The organism is Nocardia sp. NPDC005978 (assembly GCF_040614455.1).
Classification (GTDB): Bacteria; Actinomycetota; Actinomycetes; order Mycobacteriales; family Mycobacteriaceae; genus Nocardia.
Genome location: NZ_JBEXUS010000010.1, coordinates 83,492 through 100,369 on the forward strand (window position 1 = coordinate 83,492; position 16,878 = coordinate 100,369).

A 16,878-nucleotide genomic window follows, 5' to 3' on the forward strand; every position below is an offset into this window, starting at 1 on the left:
AGGGGCGTCGACCTTGGACGAGGTTGTCTGATAATGCGCCCGGATGGGCGCGGTGAGAGATTCGGTGCAAATCGGACCGCAAGCGCTGAGCCTCGCCGGGGCCGGCGGGCGGGCAATCCGGGCTGTCAGGTCGCGGACACCGGAGATAACGCTCCCGTCGACAGGGCGTCGCGACCATCGTGAATACCTCTCCATCACTAGCAATTTAGCAGCTATGCATGCCTGATATAGCTGGTTGGATGGGACCGGTTATCTGGTTGCTGAGGTGTCACGGTTGTGTGCCAAAGCTTGACAACTGTGACTGATGCGAGTTACCGGACATTACGGACGCGCTCGAGTTGCTGATAGCTCTGATGTTGCTAAAGCCTGAGTGGGTACGCCTGCAGGGATCGGTCGACATGGCATCGACGGATTGCTTCGCCTCGTTACGCGACACGCGGCCCGGCTGAGAAAGCCGACCGGCAAACCCGCTGTCGAGCAATGCGCCCGACTGCCGCGGCGGGGCCGAGATTCGAATGGCCCGCTGCCGCAGTGGGTTGCGTGTATTCGGCTCGCGCAAGGGAATTGGCAAGTGGCGCGCCGGGACGTGTGGCTGTGCGCATAGACTGCGCGCGGTTGCTCGAGTGTTGAGGGGTTTGTAGTGCGTGTGCCAGCGGATGATGCGGTGTCGGGCCGCGGTATCGGGCGTCGTGGGTTTCTGGTCGGGGCCGGTGTGCTGGCGGGGCTGGGCGGGGCCGCCGCTCTGGGCGGGGCCGCGGTGCTCGGGGGCGCACGACGGGCGCGGGCGGCGTTGCCGATCGGCCGGCTGGAAGACGGTGCGGCAGTGCCGATCTTGGTGATCGGCGCCGGGTACGGAGGTGCGGTCGCGGCGTTGCGGCTCGCGGAGGCCGGGCACGACGTCACGATTGTCGAACAGGGTATGGCCTGGGATACGCCGGGACCCGACGGCAAGGTCTTTTCCGGGACCGTGCCCGCCGACGGTCGATCCTCCTGGCTGTCGACGACGACCGATCAGCCGACCGATCATCTGCTCGGTATCCCCATCAACATGCCGGTCGAGCGGTACACCGGCGTGCTCGCCGCCGAGCATTTCGGGGGTATCCGGGTGTATCAGGGCCGCGGTGTGGGCGGGGGTTCACTGGTCAACGGTGGAATGGCGGTGACACCGCGCCGCGAGTTCTTCCACGAGATCCTGCCGTCGGTCGATCCCGGCGAAATGTACGACACCTACTATCCGCGTGCCAACGCCGCGTTGCGGGTGAACCGGATCGACGAGGAGTGGTTCGAGAGCGCGCCGTGTTACGAGTACGCGCGGGTCGGCCGGGCATTGGCTGCGGGCGCGGGCTTTTCGACCACGTTCGTGCCGAACGTGTACGACTTCGACTATATGAAGCAGGAGCAGGCCGGGACGGTGCCGCTGTCGGCGCTGAACAAGGAATCGTTGTACGGCAACAACTTCGGTAAGCAGGGTCTGGACAAGACCTATCTGGCCGCGGCCGCCGCGACCGGCCGGGTGACCGTCGTTCCCCTGCACGTTGTCGCCGTCGTGGCCCCGGCGGCCGCGGGCGGCTACCAGGTGCGGATGGACGAGATCGGTACCGACGGTCACGTCATAGCCACCAAAACGGTTGTCGCGCAGCATGTTTTCTTCGCCGCGGGCAGCGTCGGCACGAGCAAGTTGCTGGTCACGCAGAAGGCGACCGGGGCGTTGCCGAACCTGCCGGACTCGGTGGGGTTCAATTGGGGCAACAACGGCAACGTGATGGCCGCCAGGCAGAATCGGCTCGACGATCCGACCGGGATCAACCAGTCCACCATCACCGCCCTCGGTATCGACAATTGGGATGACACGGCGGGGCAGGCGTTCGTCGAAATCACCTCGTTCCCCATCGGTGTCGAGACCTTCGTCAATATGCATTTGGCTATCACCAAGAATCCGAATCGTGGCGTCTTCAGGTTCGACGAGGCCACCGGCCGGGTGGACCTGGATTGGCAGACGGCGTGGAACCAGCCGAGCATCGACGCGGCCAAGCGCGTCCTCGACCCGATCAACGCCAGCGCGGGAACCACCTACCGGGACGATCTGTTCGGCGACGGAAAGATGTGGGGTGACGATTTCGCCTACCATCCACTCGGTGGCTGCGTGCTGAACGAGTCGACCGACAACTACGGGCGTTTGACTTCGTATCCGGGCCTGTATGTCATCGACAGTTCGCTCATTCCCGGCTCGACCACCGTGAATCCGTTCGTTACGGTGACGGCGTTGGCGGAACGCAATATCGACGCGATTATCGCGGGCGATCTGGGGCGGCGCTGACCGAGCCGGTCGCCGGCGTTGCGAGATGGCTTCGGGCCAATCGGCAACGTCGACCGATCGGACCTCGTCGCACGCGGTAGTTTGAAGGCAAGTGCGGATATCCGGTATCTCGGTGGGACGGAAATGTCGACATGATGCCGGGAATCTCCGCAAACGTGCGGGTGAGCGGAAGCCGGGGCGCGAGATGGAATGGGTATTCGACGCCGAATTCCGCTGCGCCCCGGATCCTGCCGGGGCGATGAGCTGATGTCGCCCGCTGCTCCGGTCGGCGTGCTCGCGGCCGGGTGGTTCGATCGGATGATCGTGCAACCCGGCAAGCTGCCCCTCGCGATCCTGCTGCTGGCCTTCGTGTGCACGTTCCTGTTCATCCGCTGCAGCGTGCGCATGATTCGGGCGGGGGTGTCGTGGTGGCCCGGCAATGTCACCCCCGGCGGTCTGCACATCCACCACATGGTGTTCGGCGTGATCTTCATGATCGTCGCCGGGTTCGGCGTCTTCGGTCCCGCCGGTGACCGCTCGCCGTGGCTCGAGCTCTGCGCGGCCCTGTTCGGGGTGGGCGCCGCCCTGGTGCTGGACGAGTTCGCCCTGATGCTGGACCTGAAGGATGTGTACTGGTCCAGTCAGGGCCGCGTCTCGGTGGACGCGGTGGTGATCGCGACCGCGGTGATAGCCCTGATGCTGTTGGGCGCGACCCCCCTCGGCGTCACCGATGCGTTCAGGGGCTGGCAGTTCCTGACCCTCCTGGTCCTGTTCCACGGCGCGATGGCCCTGATCACCCTCGCCAAGGGCAAGATCTGGACGGGCATGCTGGCCCTGTTCATCCCTCTGGTAGGCGTGGTGGGCGCGACCCGCCTGGCCCGCCCCCACTCACCCTGGTCCCGCTGGCGCTATCCCCCCGGCTCCCCGAAAGCCGAACGTGCCCAACGCCGCGAGACCGACGAACGCTGGATGAACACCCTGAAGGACACCCTCTACAACGTGTTCGCGGGCCGTCCGAGCAGCTGATCCGGCGAGCCACGGTAGGTTCGACGGATCCAGCTGGATCGAAGGGGGTTCCGTGCGCATCGCGAGCGCGTTCGATGGCATCGACAGCCAGGGCGGGCCGAAGTCTTCGCCGGATCGAGTTCACGTCACCGACCCCGCCGAACGTGCAGCGGTTGCGAATTTCCTGGCCGGTGGCGCATTCGTGATGGGAACCAGCCGGCGCGGTGCGGACCTGCTCGATCCCGGACGGGGAGATATGGTCCCGACCATCGACCGCACCGACGGCGTCTGGATCTGGCCGCACGCGATCCACTACTACCTGGTCGAGCACGCGGTCCCGCTCGAAGCCGACTTCCTGCACCACATTCGCGAATGCGGCTACGTAGCAACGAAACCCACCCCACACCACGTCCGGGCCGCGATTCGCGCCGTGAACGAGGAGGCGTTCCAGCACTTGGGCCCCGATCCGGAGATCGTGATCGTCCGCCTGCAAGATTCCGACCTCGACGAGGTGGCGGTGTTCGCCGTCGACGAACGCCGATGCGCCGACCGCCGGGACTACCGGAAACAGGTCCTGGACGTGTCCGACTGGGTGGGCGCATCGGACTTCCATGCCACGTACGAGATGCGACAGGTCGCCCCGGACGAGGACGTTCGCGTTCCGAGCTGGGAGACCTACCGCGCGGGGCTGCGGTCGTCGCCGGACGGCGACCTCGACTCGCCGCCCTCGCGCTGACCCGCGTCGGTGTTCGTCTCCTGCCGCGCCGCCCGCTCGCGGGAGCCCAGGATCCCGTACAGCAGTAGGTCTTCCAGGGACGTGGCGAACCCGTCGAGGTCGTCTATGTCGCGGATGCACATCGCGAACAGCGCCGCGCCGGCGACCGTGTCGAGGAAGGTGTTGGGGTCGAGGCCGGGGCGGGTGGGGGAGTCGGGGAGGTAGGTGGTCAGTTCCTCGCGGGTGGGGGTGTCCAGGCGGGCGGACAGTTTGCGGTAGAGGCTCGGGTCCTCGCGCATCTCGGCCATCAGGCCGGGCATCGCGGCGCGGGTTTCGGCGGAGCCGAAGAGCTGGATCGTGCCGCGGATGACCTTGCGGATCTCCGAGGGGAGGTCGGGGGCTATCTTTTCCGAGCCCACGTCGGGGAATACCGCCTGGGCTATCAGGTGCGCCTTGGAGGGCCAGCGGCGGTAGATCGAGGGGCGGCTCACGCCTGCCCGGGCCGCGATCGCGTCGATCGACGTTGCGGCATAACCCTGTTCGACGAGGAGTTCGCGGGCGGCGTCGAGAACCGCGCGGTCCAGCGCGGGGTCGCGGTGCGGGCCCAGGCGGTGGCGTGCGGTCACGGAATTCGTCCTTGTCGGTGCGGGCTGAAGTCGTTACAGTCTGTCACATCAAAGTCGTTACATCGTGTAACTGCTGCGGACTCGAGGAGGAGTCGTGTCAGCTGCCCCGCAAGCCGTACCCGCGGACACATATGCGCCGGTACCGCTGCTGCAGGACAAGGTCATCGTGATCTCGGGCGTGGGACCCGGCCTGGGCTATTCGCTGGCCATCGAGGCCGCGCGCATGGGTGCGAATCTGGTGCTGGCCAGCCGCACCGAGAAGCGGATCGAATCGGTCGCCGAGGAGGTTCGCGCCCTCGGCCGCACCGTCCTGGTGGCGCCCACCGACATCACCGACGAGGCGCAGCGCGGCGCTCTCGTCGACCGCGCGCTCGGCGAATTCGAGCGGGTCGACTGCCTGATCAACAACGCGTTCGCCATCCCGCCGATGAACCCGATCACCACCATCGACCTGGACGCGCTGCGCACGGTGAACGAGACCAATGTGTTCGCCCCGCTGCGTCTTTCGGCTCTGTTCGCCGATGCGCTGGAGCGCTCGCGCGGCTCGGTGATCATGCTCAACTCGTGCGTGTCCTACAGCTCGCAGCCCGAATACTCCGGCTACAAGCTGTCCAAAGGCACACTGCAGCACCTGGCCTCGTCGCTGGCGACCGAACTCGGCCCGCGCGGCATCCGGGTGAACAGCGTCGCACCGTCCTACATCTACGAGGACCTCAACAAGGCGTACTTCGACTGGCTCGCGAGCCAGGCCGGCGTCACCCACCAGGACATCTACCGGGAGAAGGCCGCCCCGACCGACCTCAAGCGCCTGGCCGGTCCCGAAGAGGTCGCCCGCGCCACCCTGTTCCTGGCCAGCGACCTCGCCACCGCGATCACCGGTCAGATGCTGACCGTCGACTGCGGCGAATTCCACCGATAACCCGGGAGTGTCCATGAAGAAGCGAATTGTCCTGTGGGGCACCGGCGTAGTCGGCTCCATGGTGCTGACCGAGATCGCGAACCACCCGAACTTCGAGCTGGTCGGCGTCGGCGTGAGCAACCCGGACAAGGTCGGCAAGGACGCCGGTGACCTGTACGGCGGCGCGAAAACCGGTGTGCTGGCCACGAACTCGGTGGACGAACTGATCGCCCTGCGCCCCGACGCGGTCGTGCACTACGGCCCCACGGCCGCGCTGGCCGATGAGAACATCAGGGTCATCAGCAGTTTCCTGCGCGCGGGCATCGACGTGTGCTCGACCGCGATGACCCCGTGGGTGTGGCCGGCGATGAAGCAACTGCCCGACGTGTGGCGCGATCCGATCACGCAGGCGTGCGAGGAGGGCGGCGCGTCCTGCTTCACCACCGGCATCGATCCCGGCTTCGCCAACGACCTGTTCCCGCTCACGCTCATGGGCCTGTGCGGCGAGGTGCAGTCGGTGCGCGCGTCGGAACTGCTCGACTACACCGACTACGAGGGCGATTACGAGCTGGAGATGGGCATCGGCCACCCGCCGGAGTTCAACGCGATGCTCGAACACCCGGACATCCTGATCATGGCGTGGGGCGCGACCGTCCCGATGATCGCGGCCGCCGCCGGTATCGAGCTCGAGAACATCACGACCACCTGGGAGAAGTGGGTGACGCCCGAGGACCGGCAGTCGGTCAAGGGCGTCGTGAAGGCGGGCACCGTCGCCGCGATCCGCTTCACGATCAACGGCATCTACCGGGGCCGGGAAGTGATCACCCTGGAACACGTGAACCGCATCGGTCTCGACGCGGCACCCGAATGGCCTTCCGGCACAAAGGATGACGTCTACCGGGTGGATATCATCGGCTCCCCGTCGATCTCGCAGGAGACCTCGTTCCGCTTCACCGACGGGTCCGGTCGCACCCCCGCGGTCGCGGGCTGCCTGTCCACCGGCCTGCGCGCGCTCAATGCCGTGCCCGCGGTGAACGATCTGCCCCCGGGCTGGGTGACCGCGCTGGACCTGCCGCTGATCCCGGGTAAGGGCACGATTCGCTGAAATATCGCTCAGCGCACAGGAGTTGGCCTCTCGGCACGTCACTCGGACGTGCCGAGAGCCCACTCCGCGCGTGGTCGCGCTACGACGCCGGTGATCCCGGGGCCGCCCAGCCCGCGTCGATCAGCTGCTTCGCCAGCTCGTCCGCCTGCCGAACGCCCGACCGGAATGCCACCGGCCAGGCGGTGATCAGGTCGGGTTTCGCCGTGAAGGCGTCGAAGATGGCGATCGTCTCGGCGTCGGGCCCGAACCGCACGACGGCCCCGGTCGCCGTGTTCGCCAGCTCGGCCCGAACCTGTTCCGGCGGATATCGATGCGCCAGTGGCTCCAGGACCAGCAGAACATCCGAGTCCGCCGCGAGGTCCGCGTTGGTGGGCGAGAAGAACCCGCCGTCGATGTAGCGCCGATCGCCGACCACGACGGGCGGAAACGATCCCGGAAAGGCCCGGCTCGCCGTGGCCGCCACGGCGAGCGGCACCCCGCTGCCGCTGTCCAGCACCTGCCGCTGACCGGTCGCGGTGTCCACGACGGCGATCCGCAGCCTGTCATCCGGCCAGTCCCGGCCGCCGAGCGACCATTGCATCGGCGCGATATGCGCAGGCAGCGCGGCCGGCTCCGCCATCGCCGCCCGTCCGACCCTGCGCCCCACCTCCTCGCGATCCGGCGTCCGGTCGAACAGCGCCGAGAAGGCGAGGCCCAGCAACGGGAAATTCAGCACGGGCGCGGGCGGAATCGGGCTCCCCGCCGGAAACGGCCCCTCGGCAACCGAGTTCGGGTCCTGCCCGGTGACCAGCGCGGCCCCGACAACGGCCCCCGCCGAGGTCCCGACCACCGAGTCCGCGGCCCCCAAATCGATACCCCCGCGCTGCAATTCGGCAGCAAGGCCCAACATCCAAGCGCCGCCGATGGCGCCGCCCCCACCCAAAACGATCGATCGCCGGACGCTGTCCCCGGAGGTTCGATCGACTATGCGACTGTCCATGCCGCGATCCTAATGATGAAGCCGCAGTTGCGCTTTGACCGCGGTTCCGGGTTCGCGCGGCCCGCGACGCTCTCGCCCGGTGGAATCGAGGGCCGGTCATCGACGACGCGGTCGGCCACGCCGCGCGGGCTCCGATACCGCAGGGCGGCCGATGCGGCCGGCCGCCTCCTGCCGCGACGGCCGCCGTGGCGGATCCGGGAACGAGAACGGCTCTATCTGCCCACCGCCGCCCCGAGTCGGTTGCGCGGGTACGCGCCGAGCCACGGTCCCGCGCGAGTGCGGGAGGCGATGCCCCCGCGAATGGCCGATCAGGTCGGCCGGGGGTGGCTCTGGGTCCGGTAGGTTCCGGCACGGGAGCTGTTTCGGCGTGGTGCGCGGACGGCCGGGCGAAAACGGCCGGAAAAATCTTTCGCGCGCGATGTCGAGAACCGCCGCCCGGCTCCGTCCCCGCAGTGAAGACGGCCGAAACCGGTCGCATCGCACAGAGGAGATCATCATGGCCAAGTACCTGTTGCTCAAGCACTACCGCGGCGCCCCGGCCCCGGCCAACGACGTATCGATGGACAAGTGGACGCCGGAGGAGATGTCGGCGCACGTGCGCTACATGCAGGATTTCGCGGACCGGCTCGAGCAGACCGGCGAGTTCGTCGACGCCCAGGCGCTGGCGATGGAGGGCACGTTCGTCCGCTCGGACGGTCCCGGCCGCCCGCCGGTGACCGACGGCCCGTTCCCCGAGACCAAGGATCTCATCGCCGGCTGGATGGTGATCGACGTCGACAGCTACGAGCGCGCCCTGGAGCTGGCAGGTGAGCTGTCCGCGGCGCCGGGTGCGGGCGGCGAACCCATTCACGAATGGCTCGAGCTGCGCCCGTTCATGACCGAGCCGCCGACCATCACCGAGTGACGACGGTGGACCAGGTACTGCTGCGGACCCTGACCCCTACGGTGATCACCGTCCTCGTCCGCCGCGGCGCGGATTTCGCGGCGGCCGAGGACGCCGTGCAGGAAGCGCTGATCGAGGCGGTCCGGCGGTGGCCGGACGAGCCCCCGCGCGATCCGCGGGGCTGGTTGATCACCGTGGCCTGGCGTAAGTTCCTCGACGCCACCCGCGCCGACGCCTCCCGGCGGCAGCGCGAGGAACTGGCCGACGCCGAGCCCGAGGCCGGACCGGTTGCGGCGGTGGACGATACGTTGCAGTTGTACTTCCTGTGCGCGCATCCCGCCCTGACGCCGGCGTCGGCGGTCGCGCTCACCCTGCGCGCGGTCGGCGGTCTGACCACCCGGCAGATCGCCGAGGCGTACCTGGTCCCGGAGGCCACCATGGCGCAGCGCATCAGCCGCGCCAAGCGGACGGTCTCCGATGCCCGCTTCAACCGGCCCGGTGACCTGGCCACGGTCCTGCGCGTGCTCTACCTGGTCTTCAACGAGGGCTATTCCGGTGAGGTGGATCTCGCGGCGGAGGCGATCCGCCTCACCCGCCGGCTCGCGCTCATGACCCACGACGAGGAGACCGCGGGTCTGCTGGCCCTGATGCTGCTGCATCATGCCCGCCGGTCCGCCCGCACAGGTCCGGACGGCAGCCTGATCCCGCTCGCCGAGCAGGATCGCACGCGCTGGAACACCCGCCTGATCGCGGAGGGCGTCGACATCCTGCAGGCCGCCCTGGCCCGAGATCGCTTGGGCGAGTACCAATCCCAGGCCGCCATCGCGGCCCTGCATGCCGATGCCCGCTCCGCCGCGGAAACCGACTGGGTCCAGATCGTCGAGTGGTACGACGAACTGATCCGCCTCACCGACAGCCCGGTGGCCCGTCTCAATCGCGCGGTCGCGCTGGGCGAGGCCGACGGCGCCCGTGCGGGCCTGGCGGCGCTGTCGTCCCTGGATCCGGCGCTGCCCCGCCACACCGCGGCGGCGGCCTACCTGCACGAACGCGACGGCAACCCCGGCACCGCCGCCCGCCTCTACGCCGAGGCCGCGCGGTCGGCCTCCAACACGGCCGAGCGGGACCACCTCACCCGCCAGGCGTCCCGGCTCAACGCGCTGATGCGCGGCTCGGTGGTTGCTGAATCCCCGGCCGACCGGACCGAACATGGTGGCGGACAGTCGAAGTGAGCCCTCGACCATCGTGACGACAGCTTGGGGTGCGAACAGCTGCGCCCGCCTGTCAGCGACCGAGCTCGGCCAGCTCCTCGTCCGTGAGCACGATCGAGGCCGCCCCCATGTTCTCCTCCAGATGCGCGACGGATCCGGTCCCCGGAATCGCGAGCGTCACCGGTGACAGCGCGAGCAGCCGGGCCAGCCCGATCTGCGTGGGCGTGGCGCCGTGCCGGTCGGCGATGTCGGCCAGGGCCGCGGTGTGATCGGTGCGGTGGCCACCGAGCGGGAAGAACGGCACGAAGGCGATATCGGCGTCCTCACACGCGGCCAGCACCGCGTCCTCGCTGCGCTCGGTGACCTGAAAGTGGTTCTGTACGGCCGCAACCGGCGCGATGGCGCGCGCCTCGGTCAAATGGCCGACATCGATGTTGCTCAGTCCCAGATGCCGAATGAGCCCCGCTTCGCGCAGCTCCGCGAGCACCTCGAACTCGGCGGCCAGCGATTGCCCGTGCGGAACCGAGGTGGTCCCGGCGCGCAGGTACACCAGATCCAGTCGATCGACCCCCAGCGATCGGAGATTGGCCCGCACCTGCGACCGCAGATCGCCGTCCGGCGTCTCCCACACCCCGCCCGGCCCGAACGCCGGGCTGACCTTCACCGCGATCGCCAGTTCGGGCGGATAGGGCGAAAGCGCCTGGCGTATCAGATCGTTCGCCGCGACCGACTCGTCTCCGCTGCGGTAGTAGTCCGCCGTGTCGATGTGATCGACCCCGAGCTCGATCGCCCGCCGCAGCACCGTCCGTCCCGCGTGCGGATCTCGCGGCGGGCCCTGCCACCCGTGGCTGGACACCTGCAGTGCCCCGAATCCGATCCGCTTCACCGGCAGATCCCCGCCCAGGAGAAAACGGCTGGAAAAGGGTCGAGCGGACACCCGGTCTCCTTCCGGACAGATTCCGACGAAGCTCCACCGCGCGGTCTCGCCGAGCCACCGCACACTCTTCGAAACCTACCCAACCGCGCCGGGATTTGCGGGGAGCCGCAGCCGAACTCACGGGTGGGGTGCGGGCCCCGGCGGTCGATCGGCGTCGAGTCGCCGGGTCAGCGCGACGGCGGCGTTCGTGAGCCGCTCGGTCGGCCACCCGCCCGGGTTCTCCACCTGCGACACCATCGCCCCGCGTGAGGCCAGGAACAGCAGATCGGCGATGGGCGCGGGGTCCGGGATGCCGGCGGCTTCCAGCGCCCGTGCGATGCGCGCGTGCAGGCGATCGAGTTCGCGATGCAGGGACGCCAGCCGGTCGGCGTCGATTGTCTGCTCGCCGAGCAGCTGGACCAGGATCTTCGCCACCAGCGGGCTCGAGTCTCCGGCCCAGTCCAGGGCCCAGGCCGCGACCGCGCGCAGTTTGTCGGCGGGGGAGCCGGTGAGGTCCGCGATCTGGTTGTCCCATTGCGCGACAAGGGTTTCCAGGGTCAGGTCCAGCAGCTGGGTCCGGGTGCGGACGTAGTTGGTGACCAGGCTGGTCGAGCCGCCCAGTACGTCGGCGACCGCGCGCACGGTCAGTCCCGCCGTGCCGTGCTCGCGAACGATCCGCACCCCGGCCTCGCCGATCTGCCGTTTGCGGTCGGAGCTGTTCACTTCGATGGGCATCGCGGGATCCTCGCCTTGCGTCTGCGGTCGCTTCCGGCAACACTGTCATACAACAGCGTTGCATAACAGTGTTGTAGACAGCAGAGGAGTCCAGGCCATGAACCGGTTCATCACCGCCGTCTGTGCCGCGGCGATCGGGGTCGCGGCCGCGGTGACCGCGAGCGGTCCCGCGCAGGGCGATCCGGGGGTGGTCGACCAGGTCACCGATCTGGACCAGCGCATCCCCGGGAGCGCCACGGCCGAACGCGTCGTCTACACGACCCGGAACTCGCTGGGCGAACCGGTGCGGGCATCGGGCGCGCTGTTCGTACCGCAGGGCACGCCGCCGCCGGGCGGGTGGCCGGTGATCGCGTGGGAGCACGGGACGGTCGGCCGCGCCGACGCCTGCGCGCCGTCGGGCACCGATTTCACCTTCTATCGCCCCTATCTGGAAAACCTGCTGGCCCAGGGTTACGCCGTCGCGGCGACCGACTACATCGGCCTGGGTACCCCGGGCGAGCACGCGTATCTCGACGGCCGGGCCGCCGCCCAGGCGTCGATCGACATGGTTCGCGCGGCACGGGCCGCCGACCCGACCCTGTCGAGCCGCTGGGCGGCGGCGGGCCATTCACAGGGTGGCCACGCCACGCTGTTCACCGCCTCGATCGCCGCGGTCTACGCGCCCGAACTCGACTACCGCGGCGCGGTGGCCTTCGCGCCCGGTGCCAGCATCACCGACACGATGCTGCTGCTGGGCCGCCCGGGCACGCCCGACATCCTGCCCGCGGGCATGAAGACCTACACCGCGTACGTGCTCGGCGGCGTGCGGGCCGCCCGCCCCGCCTTCGATCTCGATGCCTACCTCACCCCGCTGGGCCGCCGCATCGTCGCCGACGGCGCTCGGCTCTGCTACGACGACATGACCGCGACCCTCGAGGGCGTCTCGATGGCCGACATGTTCGCGAAACCGCTGTCCGAGGGCGATTTCGAGGCGGTGGCGCGTCCGGTGCTGGACGTGCCGCTCACCGGGTACACCCGGCCGCTGCTGATCGTTCAGGGCACCAACGACATCGACGTCCCGGCGCCGATGGTCTGGCGACAGGCCGCCGAATTGCGTGCTGCCGGAGTGGAGTTCACCATCACCGACTACCCGGGCTACGACCACATGCAGGCGCTGGACGCCACGCACGCCGAGGTGAATCCCTATCTGGCGAGCCTGTTCCGTTAGTGACGCGGCGTTCGGAATAGCGCGATCGCGGGATGTTCGGCGCGAGCGCCACCTCGCGGCCGTGTCGGTACATCGGGACCGCGATGCTGTGCACCTGACTTCGGGCACGAAAACCCCACGGCATCTGTCTCAGACAATATATGGTCGACCTGGTGGCCCGGGTCGGTGACCCGTATCGAGCGGAGGTGGCGTTGAGCGGCAGGATCCCGAAGTCCCGCGTCGTGCGCGGCGGCAAGCTGGGCCGATTGGCCGCGGAGCAGGCCGTGCGCGGAGCGGGTACCCGGTTGTCGATGATCGGCCGGTCGGACCGGGCGCGCTCGGTGCTCGCCGAACGGTCGACCATGCAGGCGGCCGAACAGCTGGTCGACGTCCTGGGGTCGATGAAGGGCGCGGCCATGAAGCTGGGGCAGATGCTCTCGGTGCTCGACCTCGACCTGATTCCGCATTCGCACCGCGAGCGCTTCCGGGAAAAGCTTGCGGCACTGCGGGATCAGGCCCCGGCGGTGTCGTTCGGGGATATGCGGGCGGTCATCGAGGCGGATCTGGGGCCGCTGGCGAGTGTGTTCGCCGACTTCGACGAGACGCCGGTGGCGGCGGCCTCGGTGGGGCAGGTGTATCGCGCGGTGCTGCGCGACGGGCGGGTTGTAGCGGTCAAGGTGCAGTATCCGGGTGTCGATGTCGCGGTCCGGGCGGACATGAAGAACCTCGCGCTGTTCGCGAAGCTGGGCACGCCGTTCTGGCCGACCCTGAAGAATCACGCCATCTTCGACGAGATCACCCGCAACATCGAGGGCGAACTCGACTACGTGCTGGAGGCGCGGACCCAGCACGAGGTGGCGGGCCGGTACCGCGATCATCCGTTCATCACCGTGCCCGACAGCGTCGTCGAGCTGTCGACCCCGCACGTGCTGGTGACCGAGTTCTTCGAGGGCACGGGCTTCGAGGAGATGCGTGAACTGCCCGCGGCCGAACGGGATCGGATCGGCGAGCTCGCCTATCGCTTCTATGTCGGGTCGATGTACCGGCACCACGAGTTCTGCGGCGATCCACACCCGGGCAATCTGCTGCGCGGCGCGGACGGGCGGATCGCCTTCCTCGATTTCGGGCTGTACAAAACGATGGACCCGGCCAATGTCGAACTCGAACGGCGGATCGTGCGGGCGGCGGGGGAGGAGCGAGCCGAGGATCTGTACGACCTGCTCGTCGCGCACGAGATCGTCGACCCGGAAGCGGGAATCGGGCCGCAGGATTGTCTGGAGTACATCTGGTCCGCCGCCGCGTGGCATCTGCTGCCCGAGCCGCTGACCATCACACCCGAATTGGCTACCGGTGCGATGGTTCTCGCGATCGACCCGCGCGCGGCCCGCTTCGCCGGAATGCGGCAGCAGCAGTTCCCGCCCGAACACGTGTTCTCCCGCCGCGCCGATTTCTTCACCTTCGGCCTGCTCGGGCAGTTGGGTGCGACGAACAACTGGCACGCCATCGCGCGGGAGTGGATATACGGTGAGCCGCCCACGACCGAGATCGGCCGGGCGATCGCCGAGTGGCAGCGAGCGAGGGTGTAGCGGTTCAGGATTCGGTGTTCGCGAGCACCGATTCGCCGATCTCGCGGAACCACATGCGGATGCTGTCGCTCAGGATGGTGGCGGACTGCTCGGCGGTGACCACGTCGGCGGCCCGGCCGGCGGCGAGGCCGGTGCCCATCGCGATGAGCGCGACCACGGCGCGATCCATCTGCGGGCCACTCGCCTCGACGCCCTCGGGCGCGAAATCCTCGAACAGCGTGCGGCCCGACTCCACGATTTTCATGGCGGTTTCCCGGGTGCGGGCGTGCTGCTCGGGGTCGCGCAGCACGCTGAGGGCGTACTCGGCGAACAGCGTGGACAGCGCGACCTCGCTGGAAAGGCGGGCCCACCAGGTGGAGATGACGACCAAGCGAGCGTCCAGCCCGGCGGGCGCGGCCATGAGATCGCTCATCAGGCGGGCGAGTTCGGCCGAGGAGCGGCGGCGCAGCACCTCGAGGCACAGCGATTCCTTGTTGTCGAAATTGCTGTACACCGCGCCGATGGTGCGACCGGCTTCCGCGGCGATGGCCGCGATGGAGGTGGCGTAGTAGCCGTCGCGCAGGAAGAGCTCCTCGGCCGCGTCGATCAGGTTGTCCCGGGTTTGCGCCTGGCTTTCCGCGCGGGTCAATACCTTTCGGGCAGCCACTGTGTCAGACCCTCCATCGCTCGTTCGCCCACCGAAACGCCCTGTCGGATAACCATGCACTTTGAATAGTTCTGGTACTCGAATGCTAGCGGATTGCCCAGGTGGGCGGGCGCGACACCACGGGCCGTGCCGGTTCGCGGGCATGGCCGCCGCGCGTGCCGGGATTACGGCAGAATGCGTCCATGAGTTCGTTCGGCCTCGCGGTGATCGCCGATACCGCCACCGCGTCCGACGCTGCCGGGATGGTCGAGAACGTGCACCGCGCGGCCGCCGCCGCGGGGGTCTCCGCAGGCGAGGTGCTCGTGGAACCCGTACGGCGGGTGGGGGATTGGTGGCGTGTCTGCGCCTATCTGCCGTCCGCGTCCTCGGGTGCCACCGACCTCTTCACCGGCGTGCGCACCGCGCGCGTGGCGGCTGCCGACGACTTCGACGAGCACGGCTGCGCCTGGACCACCTGGCGCGTCACCGATTCCGTACCCGAACTCGTCTACCGAAAGTTCCTGCCCCCACCCGGGACGCTCCCGCAGGAATGCGATGACGCCGCCGACGACCGGGCCGACCGCCCGGCGACCCTCGCCATGGCACAACTCTGGGATGCGAACCCGGGCAGGGTCATCGCGGTCGAGCGGCGCTTCGAGGAGATGTCCGACGACCAGGGCGAGGCCGGAACCCCGTTCCTGCCGTGGATAACGGCTCTCGGGCTGTGGTGGCCCGGCGATCGCTACGTTCCCGAGGAACTGCGCGACCCGGTCGATTCGTAGGGAATCTGCTGCGGTGACAATGGATTCGCGTCGCTGACCGGCCGGCTGGACTTCATCGAGGATCCCTACCCCCTTGACGTTCGGGTGCGGCCGGGGACGTTCGCTACCGTGATCGGCATGACGACGCTCTATGTCCCCGCTCGATTCAACGGCCCGCCCGACTCGGGGAACGGCGGGTACGTCGCCGGGCTGCTGGCCGAGACCCGGGACGAGGAGATCGTCACGGTGGTGTTGCGGAACCCGCCGCCGCTGGAGACGCCGCTGCGGGTCGAGGGCGGTGATCTGTTCGACGGGGAGAGTCTGATCGCGCGGGCGGCGGGGGGAGTGTTCGAGCGTGCCGTACCCGCGCCGGTTTCCCGGGCCACGGCCGCCGCCGTGAGCTGGGAGCCCAACGACAGCGAACTGTTCGGGCGCTGTTTCGTCTGTGGCAGCCTGCGCACCGACGGTCTGCGGATCGAGTCCGGGCCGGTCGGCGACGGTGTCGTGGCAGCCCCCTGGACCCCGGACGGCACCGTGCCGATCGGGCTGCCGCTGCTGTGGGCGGCCATGGACTGCCCCGGCGCCTGGACCATCCCCGAGCTCCTCGCGCGCCCCGCTGTCCTGGGCTCCATGACCGCGACCGTGCTGGATCACCCGGCCCCCGGCGAGCCCTGCGTCGTGGTCGGCGCGCTGCACGCCGAAGAAGGCAGGAAGGTGCGCACCGCCACCGCCCTCTACGGCGGTGACAACCGCCTGCTGTCCCGCTCGGAACAGGTCTGGATCCGATTGGCCGCCAACTGAATCCGGCGGGCCGCGCGCTCGGCGGCGCTAGTGTGCCGGGTTACCCGCCGTGGTTCGCCCGGCCCGCACCCACGCGACCGCGAAGGCGGCGGTGAACGCCAGGTGCACCACCAGGAACACCGCGGCCAGGTCGCGGGCCTCCCCGCTGGCCACACCCCAGACGTCGTTGCCGGCCACGACCCCGAATCCCACGAGGTTGGCCAGCAACACGGTGTTGCGAATGGACCCCGGCGCCGCCGACCGCGACATCAGGTTCAGCACCGCCACTCCCAGGAACGGCCCGCTCAACAGCCGAAGCAGCGCAACCAGTTCCGGCGACGCGTCCTCCGGTACGGCGTCCACCCCGAATTGGACCGGAACGATGAGCAATGCGAGCCCGATGATCGCCAGGTAGACCCCGGCTGCGATGAGTAGCGCTTTGACCACGGTGGACAACCTCCCGGTATTCGCCTGATTTGTCAGTACCGCCCCAGCCCTCTCTCAAACCTGCGGCAGGTGGTCGATGGTGCGGTTCGGCCGACCTGCCCGGGGCACCAGGTGCTGGGCGAGTTCG

17 protein-coding genes are annotated in these 16,878 nt (G+C 68.8%); 11 read left to right on the top strand and 6 right to left on the bottom strand.

Features of this window, described 5'->3' with window-relative positions:
* Positions 1-640 precede the first annotated feature (640 nt).
* From ABZ319_RS06770 to ABZ319_RS06780, 3 genes are all read left to right on the top strand, one after another.
* Positions 641-2,317, top strand: a complete 1,677-nt coding sequence (locus ABZ319_RS06770; RefSeq protein WP_354985350.1) for an FAD-dependent oxidoreductase — start codon at positions 641-643, stop codon at positions 2,315-2,317.
* 189 nt (positions 2,318-2,506) lie between these two features.
* Positions 2,507-3,322, top strand: coding sequence for a hypothetical protein (locus tag ABZ319_RS06775; protein ID WP_354985351.1), 816 nt, complete (start codon positions 2,507-2,509; stop codon positions 3,320-3,322).
* A 52-nt stretch (positions 3,323-3,374) separates the two neighbouring features.
* A complete protein-coding gene (locus ABZ319_RS06780; protein ID WP_354985352.1) occupies positions 3,375-4,037 on the top strand; it encodes a hypothetical protein in 663 nt (220 codons plus the stop codon).
* On the opposite strand, the gene ABZ319_RS06785 is transcribed toward ABZ319_RS06780, so the two are convergent.
* Positions 3,977-4,642 carry a helix-turn-helix domain-containing protein gene (locus tag ABZ319_RS06785; RefSeq protein ID WP_354985353.1) on the bottom strand — a complete coding sequence of 222 codons (666 nt, stop codon included), beginning with the start codon at positions 4,640-4,642 and terminating at the stop codon, positions 3,977-3,979. The two genes, ABZ319_RS06780 and ABZ319_RS06785, sit on opposite strands and share 61 nt — an antisense overlap.
* 94 nt (positions 4,643-4,736) lie before the next feature.
* On the opposite strand from ABZ319_RS06785, the gene ABZ319_RS06790 reads away from it, so the two are divergent.
* Together ABZ319_RS06790 and ABZ319_RS06795 are read left to right on the top strand one after the other, a co-directional pair.
* Complete coding sequence (locus ABZ319_RS06790; RefSeq protein ID WP_354985354.1) at positions 4,737-5,561, top strand: SDR family oxidoreductase; 825 nt, start codon at positions 4,737-4,739, stop codon at positions 5,559-5,561.
* A gap of 13 nt (positions 5,562-5,574) precedes the next feature.
* Positions 5,575-6,645, top strand: a complete 1,071-nt coding sequence (locus tag ABZ319_RS06795) for a dihydrodipicolinate reductase (protein ID WP_354985355.1) — start codon at positions 5,575-5,577, stop codon at positions 6,643-6,645.
* Positions 6,646-6,724: 79 nt separating this feature from the next.
* Here ABZ319_RS06795 and ABZ319_RS06800 read toward each other — a convergent pair whose 3' ends face one another.
* Complete coding sequence (locus ABZ319_RS06800; RefSeq protein WP_354985356.1) at positions 6,725-7,624, bottom strand: patatin-like phospholipase family protein; 900 nt, start codon at positions 7,622-7,624, stop codon at positions 6,725-6,727.
* Between the two features lie 496 nt (positions 7,625-8,120).
* Between ABZ319_RS06800 and ABZ319_RS06805 the strand changes: the two genes are divergently transcribed.
* Positions 8,121-8,528, top strand: coding sequence for a YciI family protein (locus ABZ319_RS06805; protein ID WP_354985357.1), 408 nt, complete (start codon positions 8,121-8,123; stop codon positions 8,526-8,528).
* A gap of 5 nt (positions 8,529-8,533) precedes the next feature.
* Positions 8,534-9,736: a DUF6596 domain-containing protein gene (locus ABZ319_RS06810; RefSeq protein WP_354985408.1), complete on the top strand. Its 1,203-nt coding sequence runs from the start codon at positions 8,534-8,536 to the stop codon at positions 9,734-9,736.
* 52 nt (positions 9,737-9,788) lie between these two features.
* Here ABZ319_RS06810 and ABZ319_RS06815 read toward each other — a convergent pair whose 3' ends face one another.
* Entirely contained in the window at positions 9,789-10,652 is an 864-nt protein-coding gene (locus ABZ319_RS06815) for an aldo/keto reductase (RefSeq protein WP_354985358.1), read from the bottom strand.
* 117 nt (positions 10,653-10,769) lie between these two features.
* The gene (locus ABZ319_RS06820) at positions 10,770-11,366 is read right to left on the bottom strand and encodes a hypothetical protein (protein ID WP_354985359.1); all 597 of its coding nucleotides are present in this window, start codon (positions 11,364-11,366) and stop codon (positions 10,770-10,772) included.
* A 97-nt stretch (positions 11,367-11,463) separates the two neighbouring features.
* Here ABZ319_RS06820 and ABZ319_RS06825 point away from each other — a divergent pair, with 97 nt between their 5' ends.
* Both ABZ319_RS06825 and ABZ319_RS06830 read left to right on the top strand, forming a co-directional pair.
* Positions 11,464-12,573, top strand: a complete 1,110-nt coding sequence (locus ABZ319_RS06825) for a lipase family protein (RefSeq protein WP_354985360.1) — start codon at positions 11,464-11,466, stop codon at positions 12,571-12,573.
* A gap of 191 nt (positions 12,574-12,764) precedes the next feature.
* On the top strand, positions 12,765-14,138 hold the full coding sequence (locus ABZ319_RS06830) for an AarF/ABC1/UbiB kinase family protein (protein WP_354985409.1): 1,374 nt from the start codon (positions 12,765-12,767) through the stop codon (positions 14,136-14,138).
* Positions 14,139-14,142: 4 nt separating this feature from the next.
* Here ABZ319_RS06830 and ABZ319_RS06835 read toward each other — a convergent pair whose 3' ends face one another.
* Positions 14,143-14,784 carry a helix-turn-helix domain-containing protein gene (locus ABZ319_RS06835; RefSeq protein ID WP_354985361.1) on the bottom strand — a complete coding sequence of 214 codons (642 nt, stop codon included), beginning with the start codon at positions 14,782-14,784 and terminating at the stop codon, positions 14,143-14,145.
* A gap of 182 nt (positions 14,785-14,966) precedes the next feature.
* Between ABZ319_RS06835 and ABZ319_RS06840 the strand changes: the two genes are divergently transcribed.
* Both ABZ319_RS06840 and ABZ319_RS06845 read left to right on the top strand, forming a co-directional pair.
* Positions 14,967-15,545: a hypothetical protein gene (locus ABZ319_RS06840; protein ID WP_354985362.1), complete on the top strand. Its 579-nt coding sequence runs from the start codon at positions 14,967-14,969 to the stop codon at positions 15,543-15,545.
* Positions 15,546-15,662: 117 nt separating this feature from the next.
* Complete coding sequence (locus tag ABZ319_RS06845) at positions 15,663-16,325, top strand: hypothetical protein (protein ID WP_354985363.1); 663 nt, start codon at positions 15,663-15,665, stop codon at positions 16,323-16,325.
* A 27-nt stretch (positions 16,326-16,352) separates the two neighbouring features.
* Here ABZ319_RS06845 and ABZ319_RS06850 read toward each other — a convergent pair whose 3' ends face one another.
* Complete coding sequence (locus ABZ319_RS06850) at positions 16,353-16,751, bottom strand: hypothetical protein (protein ID WP_354985364.1); 399 nt, start codon at positions 16,749-16,751, stop codon at positions 16,353-16,355.
* Between the last annotated feature and the right edge of the window lie 127 nt (positions 16,752-16,878).

Coding starts and splice junctions, on each gene's coding strand:
- ABZ319_RS06840 (WP_354985362.1), top strand. CDS start 14,967: ATGAGTTCGTTCGGCCTCGCGGTGATCGCCGATACCGCCACCGCGTCC.
- ABZ319_RS06845 (WP_354985363.1), top strand. CDS start 15,663: ATGACGACGCTCTATGTCCCCGCTCGATTCAACGGCCCGCCCGACTCG.
- ABZ319_RS06795 (WP_354985355.1), top strand. CDS start 5,575: ATGAAGAAGCGAATTGTCCTGTGGGGCACCGGCGTAGTCGGCTCCATG.
- ABZ319_RS06805 (WP_354985357.1), top strand. CDS start 8,121: ATGGCCAAGTACCTGTTGCTCAAGCACTACCGCGGCGCCCCGGCCCCG.
- ABZ319_RS06825 (WP_354985360.1), top strand. CDS start 11,464: ATGAACCGGTTCATCACCGCCGTCTGTGCCGCGGCGATCGGGGTCGCG.
- ABZ319_RS06800 (WP_354985356.1), bottom strand. CDS start 7,624: ATGGACAGTCGCATAGTCGATCGAACCTCCGGGGACAGCGTCCGGCGA.
- ABZ319_RS06820 (WP_354985359.1), bottom strand. CDS start 11,366: ATGCCCATCGAAGTGAACAGCTCCGACCGCAAACGGCAGATCGGCGAG.
- ABZ319_RS06775 (WP_354985351.1), top strand. CDS start 2,507: ATGGGTATTCGACGCCGAATTCCGCTGCGCCCCGGATCCTGCCGGGGC.